The sequence below is a fragment of the Prevotella veroralis DSM 19559 = JCM 6290 genome (genome assembly GCF_000377625.1).
GTDB lineage: Bacteria > Bacteroidota > Bacteroidia > Bacteroidales > Bacteroidaceae > Prevotella > Prevotella veroralis.
In genome coordinates this window covers 1-15735 of the sequence record NZ_KB898325.1, presented here as the reverse complement: position 1 = coordinate 15735, position 15735 = coordinate 1, and the positions used below count along the sequence as shown (strand labels likewise).

The window sequence follows — 15735 nt, the reverse complement described above, 5'->3', positions numbered from 1 at the left end:
CTCTACACCTTATATATATAGGGTTTCTATCATTGTATTCTTGTAATAATGATGGAGTATCGTATCATACTTATAGCCCTTCTCCCCCATTACGGCAGCTCCTATCTGGCACAGCCCAACGCCATGTCCCCAGCCCGCACCAATGAGTTGGAAATGTTGTGGCACTCCGTTCTCTATATGGCTACGCTCTACAACGAAGGCAGAACTATACAAATGAGTTTCACTCAACGTGCGTCTTACTTCTAACTCTTTACAAATAATACGACTATACTTAGTTCCAACAATCTTTAAACGACTGATTCTCCCACTCTTTCCACGCTCTAATGGTTGCAAATCAACAATCTTTCCAAAGTCAATACCCGTCTTTCTGCATATTAACTCGGCAAGCTCTGTTTGGCAGAAGTTCACCTTCCAACGATAAAAGTCATGCGTCTCTTGGTCGTAATTATTGAGTACTTGACTCAAAACTGCCATATCATGCGTATTACAGAATGCCTCTGGAGAAGACAATATCCATTCTCGAGCATGAGATTCATTGGTTAAGTCTATACTTGGAGTAGTCCCTAAAGGAGCTTTATCAACAACTGCAAGCAGATAAGACTTACTTAGATTCTCCCAACAATACTGATACTCCTCCGTTACTCCACCACAACATTTGCTGAAACGGGCGTCACATATCTCGTTACCAGCCATCAATACTTGTCCACGAGTTGCCTTGATGGCTTCCTCCACATGTGGACTTGTAGCTTTCGTGATACCTTGGTAACGTTGACAATGGTCATCGGCACAAACATCAAAGAGCTTATGATCTTCTCTATCAAACCATCTTACCAGCTCTTCGGGTGTTTCGATCATAGCCGAAGTGGCACTCTTTCGATTGTTAGCAATATCTTTCCGCTTCTCTATCTGCGCCAACAACCAACTGCGGGAGATAACTGCATGTGCCTTCAAAAGCTCTAATGAGGAGGTAGCACTCATCTCACTGGATATAACACTGGCTAAGTAACGCTCAACGGGGAGCTTGTTTATTGCCACAATCTTGCCTTCGTCAATGATAAGATGCAGCTGCCCGAGGAATGTCTGAGCCTCTTTTCGTTCCCAATGGAAGTTTACTCCAATGGTAACATCAGCCAATGTGAAGGATGAATCGGCACTCTTTGGAGTGAAAAGGAGTTCTTCGTAATAGGCACCCTTCCATCTTATCTTACCTTGGGAATACTCAACAAGTTGTTCACCAATCACCTCTTGATCATCAAGAGTGTATTCATTATTTAATTGGAAATGTATCTTTTCTGCACTGACAACGCCTACAGAAACTTCTGGTTCTGCTTTCTGATTAGCCAATGATATGTTCTTAACAACCTTATCCATCGCCTCTTTTGATAAAGAAACCTCCTGCAAGATGGCTTCGGCACGTTCTGCAGTCATTCTTTCAAAGTCTGTTTGACGTGGAAGAATGAGTAAGCCACCCATATCCAAACTACCGGGACTCACCAAGTATTGGGCTTCTCCTTCTGCAGAATAGCATGCTGGACGATGCTTCTGACGTGGGAAAACGACAGAGATAAAGCGTTCCTCATCTCGCCAAGACACGATGTTCATCATCGGTTCGGTCTCATCTTCTTTCAAAGGGAGGGCTTTATAGATTGTTTGGAACAACTGTGTATCATGTTCCTCATCGTGGCTCACAATAGCAAAAGCTGGACAGATATAATCTTCTATCACATAGATTCCATCCCTATTATCCAATGTCAACAATGGTTTAGATGTCCTCCACAATGCTTTCCAATGCTTTTGTATGGGTAAGATACCGCTTGTCCCTGCCTGAAAATGCAAATGATCAGGAGCACTGGCACCACACTTTGGACCATTATAAAACACCATCAGATGTGGATATAAGCTCAACAAGCGATGCACCTGACCATAGTTTGTGGCTATAGACTGTGCTTGGTGCTTGCAAGCAGGTATTGTGAAGTGCACAGGAAGGATGGGGAAAGGATTGACTAAGATATCGAAATCATGATGAAAAGGCAATCCTATCTGTACAGAAGGGCGGTTCTTAGCACAAAGGAAACAAGGACGTTTCACAAGGGAAGCCTTATCTATCTTCGCCCCAGTGCTTACCATGCGTGCAGGATTGTATTGCGCGAGGGCTGAACCCACCTCACGTGTCTGCACATTAGCCAACTCCTCAAATCGAGTCTGTACTTCTTTCCATTGGTTCAGCTGCTTATGAAAAAAATCGTAAAGCCCTTTCTCTACGCTATCGTTCTGTTGTTTGCGTGCAAGTAACTCCATTGTACGCAGCTGATCCTTGTATGTATTGTTGGTATTAAGCCTCTCTAAGCTCAGAACAGCATCACTATTCCCCCCCCAACGACGGCAGAGATAAAGTTCATCATAGATTCTTCCAATACGAAAAGAGCGACTGAAAGCCAATCCCATGGCGTAATCTTCACCATAACTAGTGTTTGGAAACTGCACTTGTCGGGCTAGTGGCGTAAAGAAAGCACGCGGAGCTCCAAGTCCATTGATACGTAATGCGTTGTTACAACCATTGTTTTCTGTCCACTCACTATGGCTTATCAAGCCCGGAGGTAAGGTGTTTAAATCAAAGTCACACATACGATACGACCCCACAATCATTGCTGCTTTCTGCTCATGAAAGGCATTAACTATGGTTTGCAATGTACGTTCTGACGAATAGAGATCATCACTATCCAGCTGTACGGCAAAGCGTCCACAATGTTCGTCATTGATAGCATAATTCCAGCAACCACCTATCCCGAGATCTGTTCGTGAGGGTATGAGGTGTACCAATCGGGCATCCGTTGCCAAAGAACTAAGTATCTCTGTAGTCTTATCTGTTGAATGATTATCCACCACAATGACGTTAAATGGGAAATCAGTAACCTGTGAGAGAGCCGAAACAACAGCATCTTTCACAGTCTTCTCACGATTATAAACAGGGATAATCACCGAAGCCTCAACAGGGAAATCACCTTTCGTGAAGTCGGGTTGAGCATAACGTTGCGTGTCAACCAAGGCTCCGATGGCTGCAAGATGGCGTGTTGCAGCTTGCTCCATCTCAATTTGTACCTCTCGATTACGTGGGTTTACATAGTCAAACTGCTTCTCTCCACTCGCACGAAGATCGTCTTCCTCTTCTGTGTATAGGTATTCATTCAGGTGGAAAATACTTCCTTGTCGACTCAAGAACAGGCGCAAGTCATACCAACCTGCATATTTATAATGTTCTGATTGACGCTCTTCTGCATATTTCCGCAGCATCTTTCCATTTAGAAGAACTACTGATCCAAAGTCGAAATCATCCCTAATACTACCCAACTGATAGTCGATTACAGGATGTTTCTGCGTCTTTCCATCCTCAACGGAGTAATGATCTGCATAGACCATAGCCGCTCCTGTCTGTTCAGCCGCTTGTATCATGCGTTCCAAAGCATGGTAACCTAAGGTCAAAGGACTTGACTTCATATAGAACAAAACATAGTCTGCTTCTGTGGACTTGGCCATCAACAGCATCATGTCTGACGCTATTAAGCCTGTTCCCTGCAACACTTTTGCCTGTCCAGGTATGCCTTCTACAGCAACAGACTGTGCCGCTAAGAAAAACACTTGATCAACTATCTCTCCTTTCCCCATAGGTAGTTGAGCCATCAATGAAGCCATTGTTTCACTCGAACTATAGGCTAAGAAGCAACTTATCTTTTTGTTCTTTTCCATCTGAATGTATTGTTTTCTAGTATGCAAAGATAATACAAATTCCTTTATTACACCTATATTCAATCTTTTAAAAGCAATAATTATCCATCTTTTTACGTAACTTTGCGACCATTAAACATGGTATATAATAAAGGTAAGAATGGATAAGGAGAATCATATTGATCGTGCATTAGCATTCATGGAGCAGCTTGAGAAGTTGGGAAATCAGCTGCATCAAGCTGACGAACAACAAAGACTTATGTTGCAACAAATGCTAACAATGAGTAAACTCAACCTAACGGACACAGAGGAATATCACACACTTGAACAACGAAGTAAGGATCTTCAGGCTATGATTAACAAGTGGCGTCCTTACTACGAGGAGCGTTTGAAGATGGTAAAAGAGGCTCAAAAGGCTGCGAAGAAGTAACAACTTACTAACAAACATAACCATCATGATGAATGTAAGAAAGGCTTTCCAATACTCTTTGGGATGCATTATTCCTTTCAGTATAATGCTCTCATGCACTTCTGCACACAATGGTATCCAAGAAAACATAACATTTCATGGTGAGCAACTGCACCATTACTTAACAGTTATCTATGATGAGTCAACAGCCAATCAAGGCAAAACAAGAGACACCATAAGCTATTATTGCAATACAAAAGGGCAACCCGTCCTAGAAAGATGGGGCACAGATAGTCTGCACGATTGTACATTTACGTATGTTGGTGATACTATCCGTTATAATGAAATGAACCCACAGACGAAAGAACATCCAGATGTTTACTTTATCTTAAAAGATGGTTTAATCATTGAGACAAGCTCTGATCCTGCTGGTTGGAGATATACTTACGATAAGCAACGTAGGTTGATTTGTCGTGATGAACCCAACGTTAAGTGTGGTTCTGTACGTTGGGACTTTCAATGGAAAGGTACACAAATATCAAACAAAAACGTTAAAACGACCTATCGAAAGCCTAAGAAGCAATCCACATGCTACGATTTTCGGTACTTACACCTGTTTGGCAGCACAGGACAAGTTCCTCTACCTTTCATCACATTGGGTTATATGGGCATGATCCCAGAGGGAGATATGGAAGGATATAAGCTCCCGAAAGATCCCCAAGGATGTTCATATACCATTCAAATAACATCAGATTATGACAGGAAAGGGCGTCCTGTTCACAGCACAGAGGTAACAACTTCTATCAAGAAGAATAAGAAAAAGGTTGATTCTAAACTTGAAATAGAATACATTTGGTAAGCAATCATCACTAAAGAAAAGGCTTAATACAAAATATGGAAAAGGATAATAACAAGGGAGGAATGGTGAGTGTTATCGCCGCTTTGGGTGCAAATGTACTTGTAGCGATATCTAAGTTCGTTGGTTTTGCAGTCTCCGGATCAGCCGCAATGCTTAATGAATCGATCCACAGTATTGTGGATTGCGGTAATGAAATACTCTTACTCGTAGGTAATAAACAAGCGGAAGCAAAGCAAACAGACCAACATCCATTTGGACAAGCACGTGCAAAGTACTTCTATAGCATGGTAGTTGCGATGATGTTGTTCTTTGCGGGAGGTGCTTTAGGTATCATGGAGGCTACGGAAAAGCTGTTTCATCCAGAGCACAGTGTGGAGAACACATGGCTAGTCATGGGTATTCTCGTCTTCGGATTGATTGTGGAAAGTATCAGCCTGCGCGTTGCCTTCAAGGAAATCAACGAACTAAACAAAGACAATTTGCCCCTTTATCGCTTCTTGAGAGAGAGCCGTCACAGTGAAATTCTCATCATCTTTGCCGAGGATACGTGTGCTGTCGTGGGCTTGTTGATTGCTTTGACAGGTACACTTCTTAGTCATTTCACAGGCAATCCATTCTATGATGCACTCTCAGGTGTGCTTATCGGTGTGCTACTCTGCCTTGCTGCGCTCTTATTGGCACGTGAGTTTTATAGTCTGTTGATTGGAGAAAGCGTTACAAAAAAGGATCTTGCCCGTATCAATGAGGCTTTTAATAGAGATGACATCAGTAAGCTCATCAATATAAAAACAATCCATCTCAGTCCGACAGACATACTTGTCACGGCAAAGGTGGATATCAAAGACGAGTGTGAAGTACACTCACCTGAAATTGTCAACGACATTGAGCGTACCATACGTGCAGCCTTTCCAAGCTATAAGATTTATATTTATATCGAAACTGACAACTATCAAGAGGATTACGACAGCGCACATCCTACTCGCTAAAACATCAACTTGTCGACCATAAAAAAGCAATGGCAATGAGAACTATTCATATAGTTTCCATTGCCATTTCTTCATATCTACACATCCATTTGATCGAAAGGTAATACCTTCTGACTCGAGTAACTGCCGTTGTTCCGCCCAATCAGGAGCAGTCCTCCCAGCACTGTTCACCACCCTATGACAAGGTAGTTTCTCCGCTTCGCCAGCATTATGTAGCATCCTTCCCACCAATCGTGCATGACGAGGATAGCCCAAGAGCCACGCAATCTTACCATAGCTTAACACCCTTCCTGACGGAATCGATGCTACAACTTCATATACTCCTTTGCGAAATGCAGCTATATCAACAGCCATTCCTCACCATCATTAGCATCAGAAAAACAAGAAAGATGGTCGACAGAGAGACCTTGTCACGACCATCCTTCAATATATTCAACTTACGTGTCAGTGCTTTAGAGTTCAGCTTCAACAGCTTTTTGAACCTCCTTGCAATCAACAGTTGGTTCGAAGCGAGCCACTACCTCGCCCTCACGATTTACCAAGAACTTAGTGAAGTTCCACTGTATATCGTTCTGTTTACGCGGTTCCGAGTTAGCCTTGTTGTACAAGTCTTCCATGATAGCAGCCAACTTCTCCTCGTAAGCACCACCATCATAACCCTTCTGACTCTTCAACCATGTGTAAAGAGGAAGTTCGTTTGCTCCGTTTACATCACTCTTCTTGAACTGTGGAAAGTCAGTCCCGAACTTAGCCGTGCAGAACTCATGTATCTCTTCATCAGTACCCGGTGCCTGGTGACCGAACTGATCGCAAGGAACATCAAGGATTTCCAAACCCTTATCCTTCAGGCTTCGATACATAGCTTCTAAGTCTTCATACTGTGGAGTGAAGCCACAACCAGTAGCAGTATTAACGATAAGAAGAACCTTACCCTTATATGTTTCGAGGCTAACCTCATTACCTTTTTTATCTTTCAAATTGAAGTCATAAACTGTTGCCATAACTCTTTTACTTTTATGTTTATAATGTTGTTTACTCTAATAAATGTTTGTGTCGTTCCTTTTCAATGCGAAAGTTGTTAGAAAAGGCATGTCACCTCTTGTGGCTCCCACCATCGTCGGTGTCATGCCTCTGCCTTTCTAACGTTATTATCTATCATCAAATATTCACTACACAAAGGAGAGTTACCTCTCTCTTTTGGTATTGCAAAGGTAGGAAGAATAATTTATATCGCAGGCGATTGGCGCTTATCTTTAACATAATTTCGCATGTTCTTCATCGAAATAAAGCCTCATTAAGCCACCTTAACAAAATAAACTCAACCCGAGAAAATTATCATTACAGATACAGTTATAGCTGAATAGAATTTCGTATCTTTGCATTCAGCACGTCTAATGACTCATTAGAAAGCAATAGATAACTATTAATTTATCTCTAAACAACTGATAAGATGAAGAACAAGAATGATTATCAAGGGGCACCAGAGCACTATCTTTTATGTTATAATACCGAGTGTAAGAAGGGCAAAACCTGCTTACATCGACTCGTCGCAAACGCCGAAGTGTGCAAAGACAGGCTTATTAAGTGTGTCAATCCTGCTGTAAATAAGGCGGACAACTGCACTTATTACCAGCCAGATAAGGTCGTTCGCATGGCGTATGGCATGAGATATTCATTCGACAAAGTGCTTGCCACAGATGTAGCAAGTATTCGTCGCCAACTCATTTCGCACTATGGTAATGGTTCCTATTACCTTAGGAGGAACGGAGAAAAACCTATTCCTCCAGCCGAACAAGCGTTTATTAACAGCGTGTTCAAGGACTTTGGCTATGAAGATGGAGCCACTTTCGATAGCTATAAGGATGAATTTGACTGGTAGATTAAGTCGTTTACTCGTAAACTTCTCCACTCGTTTACTTGCAGTTCAGCATTTACAGGATTATTACAAAAGGCTTGGAGAACCATTACAAAGCACTTGGAGAGGTATTACAAAGCACTTGGAGAAATCCTGTAGATGTCTTTCTGCGTTTGAGAATAGGCTTTTCTTCTTTGCTCTTCCTTGTTTTTTGCTAACGAAACAGTGTCTCGTTACACTGGACTTCATTATCCGTTTCGTGCTTCATCTCACCATTTTCAATCGAAGTAGATTGTAGAGAGATAGATAACTTATGCACAAAAAGAACACGGATTTAGCCTTTTTTTCGTTATCTTTGCAGGCAATAAAACATTGAGAACAAGGATGGGAACAGCAAAGAAGTATCTGTTAGGAATGACACTTGGCGAACTGAAAGAGGTTGCGAAGGCGTTGGGGATGCCTGCATTTACAGGTGGTCAGATAGCGAAATGGCTTTATTCACAACAGGTGAAGAGCATTGATGAGATGACAAATATCTCTAAGGCGAACCGCGAGAAACTTGCTGCTGAATATGAGATAGGCTGTAAAGAACCTATTGATGCTCAACATTCTAAGGACGGAACAATCAAGTATTTATTCCCTACAGATAGTGGGAGATTTGTTGAAACAGTATATATCCCAGAAGAAGATCGTGCCACACTCTGTGTGTCTTCACAGATTGGTTGTAAGATGAATTGCCTCTTCTGCCAAACAGGTAAGCAGGGTTTTGAGGGGAATTTGAGTGCAACTGATATCCTTAACCAAATATATTCCCTCCCAGAACGTGACAAACTGACCAACATAGTGTTCATGGGTCAGGGCGAACCAATGGACAATCTCGATAACGTTTTACGTACTACTGAGGTGCTGACAGCTGACTTTGGTTATGCGTGGTCGCCTAAGAGAATCACCGTAAGTAGTGTAGGAATCAAGGGGAAGTTAAAGCGGTTCTTGGAAGAAAGTAATTGTCATGTGGCAATCAGTATGCACTCTCCTCTGCATGAACAACGGTCGGAATTGATGCCTGCCGAGCGAGGAATGTCGATTGAGAGTATCGTTGAATTGCTAAGTAACTATGACTTTTCGCACCAGCGTCGGTTATCTTTTGAATACATAGTATTTAAGGGAGTCAATGACTCTGAAGAGCATGCTAAGGCGATTGTTAAGCTCGTTAGGGGTCTAGAATGTAGGGTAAATCTGATTCGATTCCACCCTATTCCCAACATACCTTTGCATGGAGTTGACGACCACAAGATGGAACAATTCAGGAACTATCTAACGCAACATGGAGTCTTTACGACCATTCGTGCGAGTCGTGGTCAAGACATCTTTGCCGCCTGTGGATTACTTTCTACAGCCAAGAAGATTGCTGAAGAGAGACGATAAGAGGATTGAGACAATAGAAAACTATACAAGATATACATATATGAACGAGAATAAAAGAGTCCGCGTAGCTATCACACACGGAGATACAAACGGTGTTGGATATGAGTTGATATTCAAGACCTTTTCTGAACCAGACATGCTGGAGCTATGCACACCCATTATCTATGGGTCGCCAAAGGTGGCTACCTATCATCGCAACGCATTAGGAATTGAAGCTAACTTCACGATTATTAAGGATGCAAGTGAGGCTAAAGAAGGACGATTGAACTTACTCCCTGTCTTCGATGAAGAGATAAAGATTGAGTTAGGTGTTGCTTCCGAGGAATCGGGCGAAGCAGGATTGAAAGCTGTAGATAAGGCGCTTGAGGATTATCGTCAAGGCTTATTCGACGTGTTAGTGACTGCTCCTATTGATAATAACGACAAGTTCCATTTCAGTGGGCAAAGCCGTTACATAGAAGATCACTTAGAGACTGAAGGGCACGGATTGTCTATCTTTATCAACGAAGGACTGCGTGTGGCACTGGCAACACGTAATCTTCCACTCCGTCAAGTGCCCGAATCTATCTCAAAAGAGAGCATTGCGAACAAGGCTGAAGCACTCTTCCAGAGCTTGCGCCGCGACTTCCGAATCTCTTGCCCACGCATTGCCATATTGGGATTGAACCCTAAGGCGGGCGACAATGGCTTGTTAGGTTCGGAGGAAGAAGAGATTATCATGCCCGCTATCAACGAACTCGTGGAAAAGGATATACAGGTCTTTGGTCCGTATGCTGCCGATACCTTCTTCAGTAATGGCGATTATCAAGAGTTTGATGGCATTTTGGCAATGTATTACGAACAAGGTTTATCACCCTTCCGCACACTCTCTGACTTCCAAGGAATCAACTATACATCAGGAATGTCACTCGTTCGTACATCCGCAGAGATACCTAATAGCCTCGCGATTGCAGGGCAAGGCGTTGCCAACGAGCAGGCTTTCCGCCATGCCATCTACCTTGCGATAGACATCTTCCGCAATCGTGCAGAGTATGACGAGGCGCAAGTTCATCCGCTGCCAAAGCTCTATAAGGAGAAGCGTGATGAGAGTGATAAGGCGCGTTTCGCAAACCCTCATAAGCGAGAAGACCGCACTCCACATAGCGAGCGACACGAAGAGAAGCGAGGATAATATCTATCCAACAGATAGAACTCCATCCATAGACTCATGAGTAAAAAGCATCAGAATATATTCTTTGGGTTCGGCTTAGTCGTGTTAGTCATTATGATTACTCAACTCGACTTTGCTGATGTCTGGCGTAATTTACAGCATGCTGGTTACTGGTTCTTTGCCGTCATTGCACTATGGGCTGTTCTATATCTGTTTAATACATCGGCATGGTATGTCATCATAAAAAGCCAAACGAAAGAAAATACTGAACAGCAACGTGTTTCCTTTCATTGGCTTTACAAAGTGACAGTCTCTGGCTTTGCACTTAACTACGCAACGCCTGGCGGATTGATGGGAGGTGAACCTTATCGTATCATGGAACTAACACCGAAGATAGGAGTTGAGCATGCCACATCATCTGTTGTGCTATATGCTATGACACACATATTCAGTCACTTCTGGTTTTGGTTTCTATCAATATTCCTTTACCTGTTTACTCAACCCGTCAATCTATTGATGGGCACAATGCTTAGCGTTACTGGAATCTTTTGTATAGCAGCAATATGGTTCTTCTTGACAGGCTATAAGAAAGGACTTGCCGTACGTGTGATGAGTATCGTGCGACACATCCCGTTCATTAAGAAGTGGGCAGAACCTTTCATCAATAAACATAAAGAAGAACTCGATAACATCGACCAACAGATTGCATCACTCCATAACCAAAACCCACGCATGTTCTTTACCGCGGTTCTATTGGAGCTGTCCTGCAGAATCTGTAGTGCCTTAGAAATCTTCTTCATTCTATTGGTTCTCATGCCAAGCGTCAATTACTTCGATTGCATCCTCATTCTAGCTTTCACTTCGTTATTTGCCAACATGCTCTTCTTTATGCCTTTGCAACTGGGCGGACGCGAAGGCGGATTCCTCATGTCGGTTACTGGCTTAGGACTTGGTACCAGTGCTGGTATCTTCGTCGCCCTGATTGTCCGCATCCGAGAGTTGATATGGACTGCTATTGGCTTGTTGCTTATCAAACTAGAAACTAAGAACTCAAAGAACTCCTAATACCCAAACAAGGTATTAATCTATTACTATGAGAATCTATTAGCCTTTGCGCATGTCTGCAAAGCTCCTGAACAACAAGAGACTTCAAGACAATGGAGATACATTCACTTCCACAAATATTGCTGACCGCACATGAGCATTGGATACAAGGTTCCACAGGTCGTTCACTTCGAGCAAGGCACACAGAAAAGAGTGTGGAAGAAGAAAGTTTATCCCCAAAAGGATAGCAGGAATGGAAACAATCCACTATCTTTACCAAGCCAAATAACAAATGGTAGTGAGAAAGAAGTTAGATATTTTATTGATAAACTTTATTTAGTTGTTATGGGTAAAACATTACATCGTATTATATCAATGATTACGACCGCCATGTTACTCTTGGCGGTAATTGTCCTAATTGCATCATGTTCAAGTGATAATAGTGAAGCGGCTAAGGAGCGTATGCTGAAAATGTATGGTGAGAACAAGAAACTTACTTCGTTGCCAGATTCTAAGCCGTCAGTAAGATGTTCAAATGGTACGTTTGTTGGTCTTGATAGTAATGACGTCAAGTCATTTAAGGGTATACCATATTCTATTCAGCCTTCTAAATCTGGAAGGTGGAAGCCTTCACAGTTAGCTCCAGCAGATAGTGGAATTTATGAGGCATATTATTTCGGAAAGTCTTCAGTCCAGTCAGAAGCTGATTCTGAGCTTTCTTCCTTCTACCTACAGAGTGAGGATTGTCTTTATCTTAATGTGTGGACAAGCGACAGAGTGGTAGATAAAGAAAAGCCTGTTATGGTGTTCATCCATGGTGGGTCGTATGGTTGGGGAGGTAGTGTAGACCCCTTGTACAATGGTTATAACCTTGTCAAAGCACATCCTGATGTGGTACTTGTAACTATTAACTATCGTACTGGGCTTTATGGTTTCATAGATTTTTCAAAGGTAAAGGGAGGAGAGGCTTACCGTGAGAGTGGTAATCTTGGTTTGCTTGATCAGGTAACCGCATTGAAATGGGTGAGACAGAATATCTCTCATTTTGGTGGTGATCCTAACAATGTAACAATTTTTGGTGAATCTGCAGGCGGTGGTTGTGTATCATTGCTCCCTTTAATGCCTGTGGCAAAAGGGTTGTTCAAGCGTGTCATAGCTCAAAGTGGATCTATTGCGTCCACTTATAGTACGGATGAATGCCAGCATCTTACTGAGATGCTGATGAAGAAAAGTGGAGCCAAAAACATGAAAGATCTTTTGGCATTAAGTCCAGCTAAGCTTAAAGAACTGAACAAAGACCTTAATACTTGGAACAATTTTCCTAAGCGCGATGGTATCAACGTGCCAAAAAATTTGTATGAGGCGTATGCCAACGGTGCTGCAAAAGATATTGATATGCTCATGGGTAGCAACAAAGATGAGGCGCGTTATTGGATTGGTGAGGTCGGCGGTCTTTTGCCCTACAAGATAGGTATGCCTGTAATCTACGAGAACTACTTTGCTAAATTGAGCGATGCGGATAAAGAAAAAGTAAAGACGTTCATGGACGGTCTCGACATGGCAGACACGTGGAAGTATACTGAATTTTTTAATGAAACGATGTTCCGCATACCGATGATAGCTATGGCTGAAAGCCATGCCAATAGTGGAGGAAAGACGTTTGTCTATTATTGGACGTATCCATCATCTAAACCTCATTACGGGGCATGCCATACCGTAGAACTTGCCTACGTCTTTGGTAATCTAAACGAGCCTGTTTATATTGGCGATAGCATTAACCCCGAATTGTCAAAGCAGGTTCAGCAGATGTGGGTGAACTTTGCTAAGACGGGCAATCCGAGCATCATCGGTTTGACATGGAGCGAATACAATACTGCTAATCATCCGACAATGATACTCGGCAGCAAATGCCGTATGGAGAACGATCCGCTTGCAAACCAGCGTAAGCTGATGAATGATATCAATAAATACCATTTTAACGGACGGAATGTTGCTGTGTCATACAACGTGCCATTTGTAAGAAAGCTTGTAGGTGGTATTAATGGTGGTATTGCCTTCGTAGTCTTGGTAGGTTTGTATATACGCAAACTAATGAGAAAAAAGAAAGAAAATAAGTCCAACAATATATAGTTGTGCTGTTATCATGAGTTCGGATAAGCCCCATTTTATTTGCTATTTAACGTCAAGGTGGGTGGGACAATCCTACTATGATGATTGCTATTTAACGTGAGTTCGTCGAACTCACGTTAACTTATTCCCAAACTCTTTCTCCTTATTATATCATAGGATTCATTACTCTTAATACCCAAACAAGGTATTAACCTATTACTATGAGAATCTATTAGCCTTTGCGCATGTCTGCAAAGCTCCTGAACAACGTATCCTTACTTACAACTACAGCCAATCGCTTCTATAAGTCGGATGCTTATGATATAAGCATTAGGACTTTATACAAACGTGTATAACTAATTATACAGACGAAGATAATTGTTAAAATGTATCTAATTGAAAATAAAGAAGTTACCTTGTTGGTAAAAGTAAATAGGTAACGATTTGGAAACGAGCGAACTACTTCAAGTCGCTGTATTCTACCTAACAAAGAACGCTTGTTATTCTGTTTGCAAAGATAATACTTTGTTACCGAATAACAAGCGTTTTTGATGAAGTATTCCTGTTTCTGCACTTTCTGCACTTTTGACTGGCTGTTTGGCTGTGGGTTATATACCTCTTCCTCTTTTCTTCTTTCTGTTCGCTTGGTTTCTGAGTTTGCGCTGCCACGCAGCTTCGGCATAGTCATTGCCCTGTGCGGTTGGTGTAATCAAATCGCCTAACCCTTCCATCAGTTCATCGGCTGCACCAACGATGGTGTCTGCCACTGCACCAATGGAGTTCTGCACTTGTGGTGTGTCATTGGCTCGTGAGATAGAGGAACAGCTTGGAGGTACAAGTTGGTAACCTTTATCAGGTTGTTCTTTCCTTTCTGTCGGCTCTTGTACTGTTAGATGTGGTTTCCTTGATTCTTCCTTGTTTGTTGTTTCAAAGTTTTTCTGCAAGGAATGGTAGCCGAACTCCCTACCAATTTCGGAAGCCTTGAAGGATTGCCCTGCGCATGAGAACTTTAAGCCATAGACATTACCTTGCTTGTTCTTCATGCGATCTATGGCGATGCCGTTCTTATTCAGCTCATAGAGGAACATGGAGTGTCCCGTGATGCCTGTTCCTTTGTACTTGTCAAGCAGGGCATAACAGATTTGTTGCACCTCTTTCTTTGTTTGCTCTCTCGTTGGGTTAGATTTTTCCTTTTGGTATTTCTTGTCTGTTTTGACCTCCTTTGCGATAGTCAAGTTTTCCTCTCTGCTTATTTCCTCCGCCACTCTCGCTGCCCTATTGCTCACAAAGGTGGTATCATAGACTTCTCCGTACAGACTGATGCGGTTGGCGATGATGTGAATGTGTCTGTTGTCGGTGTCCTTGTGCGTTACTGCCACCCATTGGTGGTTGTCAAGTCCTATTCGTTTGGCAAACAAATGGGCTATCCGCATGAGTTCAGATACGGGTAGTTTCTTCTCATCCTGAGGTGCTATACCGATTTCAATGCGGAGGAACTTGTTCCTGCAACGGCTATTATAGTCGCTGACCACTTTCATTTCCTCATAGATTGCTTTCGGTTCTCTGCTGCAAAGATTGTGGAAGGTAAGCCGATTACCGAGCTTTCCCTCTCTGAAAATATAATCCAAAGCCGTACTGCCATGCGCTATCGCCTTACATTTTCCTATCATCTCTTGACATATTTAAGACCTTATATATTTCGTCGTCCACACGAAAATGCGGGTCGTAAAATCGCTTAAATGCTTCTTTGGCACATAGCGAAAGGTTCTGTGTGATATGTACCCATCTCTCATCCTTGACTTTAATAAGGTTGGAAATCTGCCCATAGAACCTGCCCGTATGCTGGAGAATGGCAATGGCTTCTCTCTCATTGTCCGTCATCTTAGGAATGGCAACCACTTCTCCATTAAGGAGTATTTCACGGCAGTAGTCTGAGAACTTCCGTCTTGTGCTTTCCGCCTTTGACTTGATGCGCTGCTTTTCCTCTAAGGTGCATCTTACCTTGATGAACTCCGTCTTGTTCATCCTCGCTTCTTCTTTACCTCGTTGCTGCCATTTGGCAGTTCTGCTATCATATCTGTTCATATAAAAGTCCTCTTTTCTTTGTTTTCAATCTTGCTTAATTTCCGAACGCTGACCGATGAGAACGGAGTGATTACGGTCTAATCTCCCCGA

13 protein-coding genes are annotated in these 15735 nt (G+C 42.4%); 8 read left to right on the top strand and 5 right to left on the bottom strand.

Going from position 1 to position 15735, the window contains the following annotated elements:
* Nucleotides 1–9: 9 nt before the first annotated feature.
* Nucleotides 10–3744, bottom strand: coding sequence for a DUF4922 domain-containing protein (locus tag D464_RS12875; protein ID WP_018909591.1), 3735 nt, complete (start codon nt 3742–3744; stop codon nt 10–12).
* Between the two features lie 139 nt (nt 3745–3883).
* Here D464_RS12875 and D464_RS0100060 point away from each other — a divergent pair, with 139 nt between their 5' ends.
* Genes D464_RS0100060 through D464_RS0100050 form a run of 3 tightly spaced genes read left to right on the top strand, consistent with a single transcriptional unit; the run spans nt 3884 to nt 5977 of the window.
* Nucleotides 3884–4153: a hypothetical protein gene (locus D464_RS0100060; RefSeq protein WP_004382605.1), complete on the top strand. Its 270-nt coding sequence runs from the start codon at nt 3884–3886 to the stop codon at nt 4151–4153.
* A gap of 25 nt (nt 4154–4178) precedes the next feature.
* Nucleotides 4179–4991, top strand: a complete 813-nt coding sequence (locus D464_RS0100055) for a hypothetical protein (protein ID WP_024985732.1) — start codon at nt 4179–4181, stop codon at nt 4989–4991.
* A gap of 35 nt (nt 4992–5026) precedes the next feature.
* The gene (locus tag D464_RS0100050; protein WP_018909589.1) at nt 5027–5977 is read left to right on the top strand and encodes a cation diffusion facilitator family transporter; all 951 of its coding nucleotides are present in this window, start codon (nt 5027–5029) and stop codon (nt 5975–5977) included.
* Between the two features lie 42 nt (nt 5978–6019).
* On the opposite strand, the gene D464_RS0100045 is transcribed toward D464_RS0100050, so the two are convergent.
* Together D464_RS0100045 and D464_RS0100040 are read right to left on the bottom strand one after the other, a co-directional pair.
* Nucleotides 6020–6331 carry an MGMT family protein gene (locus D464_RS0100045; RefSeq protein ID WP_004382603.1) on the bottom strand — a complete coding sequence of 104 codons (312 nt, stop codon included), beginning with the start codon at nt 6329–6331 and terminating at the stop codon, nt 6020–6022.
* A gap of 98 nt (nt 6332–6429) precedes the next feature.
* Complete coding sequence (locus D464_RS0100040; RefSeq protein ID WP_004382601.1) at nt 6430–6978, bottom strand: glutathione peroxidase; 549 nt, start codon at nt 6976–6978, stop codon at nt 6430–6432.
* Between the two features lie 449 nt (nt 6979–7427).
* Here D464_RS0100040 and D464_RS0100035 point away from each other — a divergent pair, with 449 nt between their 5' ends.
* From D464_RS0100035 to D464_RS0100015, 5 genes are all read left to right on the top strand, one after another.
* The gene (locus D464_RS0100035; RefSeq protein WP_018909588.1) at nt 7428–7856 is read left to right on the top strand and encodes a DUF6078 family protein; all 429 of its coding nucleotides are present in this window, start codon (nt 7428–7430) and stop codon (nt 7854–7856) included.
* 360 nt (nt 7857–8216) lie between these two features.
* Nucleotides 8217–9257, top strand: coding sequence for a 23S rRNA (adenine(2503)-C(2))-methyltransferase RlmN (gene rlmN, locus D464_RS0100030; protein WP_018909587.1), 1041 nt, complete (start codon nt 8217–8219; stop codon nt 9255–9257).
* A 40-nt stretch (nt 9258–9297) separates the two neighbouring features.
* On the top strand, nt 9298–10428 hold the full coding sequence (locus D464_RS0100025; RefSeq protein WP_024985731.1) for a PdxA family dehydrogenase: 1131 nt from the start codon (nt 9298–9300) through the stop codon (nt 10426–10428).
* 36 nt (nt 10429–10464) lie between these two features.
* Nucleotides 10465–11472 carry a lysylphosphatidylglycerol synthase transmembrane domain-containing protein gene (locus D464_RS0100020; RefSeq protein WP_018909585.1) on the top strand — a complete coding sequence of 336 codons (1008 nt, stop codon included), beginning with the start codon at nt 10465–10467 and terminating at the stop codon, nt 11470–11472.
* Nucleotides 11473–11604: 132 nt separating this feature from the next.
* Nucleotides 11605–13581 (top strand): carboxylesterase/lipase family protein, encoded by a 1977-nt coding sequence (locus D464_RS0100015; RefSeq protein ID WP_018909584.1) that lies wholly within the window; start codon nt 11605–11607, stop codon nt 13579–13581.
* A gap of 587 nt (nt 13582–14168) precedes the next feature.
* Here D464_RS0100015 and D464_RS0100010 read toward each other — a convergent pair.
* A complete protein-coding gene (locus tag D464_RS0100010; RefSeq protein WP_026284590.1) occupies nt 14169–15230 on the bottom strand; it encodes a relaxase/mobilization nuclease domain-containing protein in 1062 nt (353 codons plus the stop codon).
* Entirely contained in the window at nt 15214–15645 is a 432-nt protein-coding gene (locus D464_RS0100005) for a plasmid mobilization protein (protein WP_004384745.1), read from the bottom strand. The genes D464_RS0100010 and D464_RS0100005 overlap by 17 nt, the downstream gene beginning before the upstream one ends.
* Nucleotides 15646–15735 lie beyond the last annotated feature (90 nt).

What these genes read in the sequence shown, in the direction of transcription:
- D464_RS0100050 (WP_018909589.1), top strand. Translation starts at nt 5,027, where the DNA reads ATGGAAAAGGATAATAACAAGGGAGGAATGGTGAGTGTTATCGCCGCT.
- D464_RS0100055 (WP_024985732.1), top strand. Translation starts at nt 4,179, where the DNA reads ATGATGAATGTAAGAAAGGCTTTCCAATACTCTTTGGGATGCATTATT.
- D464_RS0100020 (WP_018909585.1), top strand. Translation starts at nt 10,465, where the DNA reads ATGAGTAAAAAGCATCAGAATATATTCTTTGGGTTCGGCTTAGTCGTG.
- D464_RS0100005 (WP_004384745.1), bottom strand. Translation starts at nt 15,645, where the DNA reads ATGAACAGATATGATAGCAGAACTGCCAAATGGCAGCAACGAGGTAAA.
- D464_RS0100040 (WP_004382601.1), bottom strand. Translation starts at nt 6,978, where the DNA reads ATGGCAACAGTTTATGACTTCAATTTGAAAGATAAAAAAGGTAATGAG.
- D464_RS12875 (WP_018909591.1), bottom strand. Translation starts at nt 3,744, where the DNA reads ATGGAAAAGAACAAAAAGATAAGTTGCTTCTTAGCCTATAGTTCGAGT.
- D464_RS0100045 (WP_004382603.1), bottom strand. Translation starts at nt 6,331, where the DNA reads ATGGCTGTTGATATAGCTGCATTTCGCAAAGGAGTATATGAAGTTGTA.
- D464_RS0100035 (WP_018909588.1), top strand. Translation starts at nt 7,428, where the DNA reads ATGAAGAACAAGAATGATTATCAAGGGGCACCAGAGCACTATCTTTTA.
- D464_RS0100025 (WP_024985731.1), top strand. Translation starts at nt 9,298, where the DNA reads ATGAACGAGAATAAAAGAGTCCGCGTAGCTATCACACACGGAGATACA.
- rlmN (WP_018909587.1), top strand. Translation starts at nt 8,217, where the DNA reads ATGGGAACAGCAAAGAAGTATCTGTTAGGAATGACACTTGGCGAACTG.
- D464_RS0100010 (WP_026284590.1), bottom strand. Translation starts at nt 15,230, where the DNA reads ATGATAGGAAAATGTAAGGCGATAGCGCATGGCAGTACGGCTTTGGAT.
- D464_RS0100060 (WP_004382605.1), top strand. Translation starts at nt 3,884, where the DNA reads ATGGATAAGGAGAATCATATTGATCGTGCATTAGCATTCATGGAGCAG.
- D464_RS0100015 (WP_018909584.1), top strand. Translation starts at nt 11,605, where the DNA reads ATGAGCATTGGATACAAGGTTCCACAGGTCGTTCACTTCGAGCAAGGC.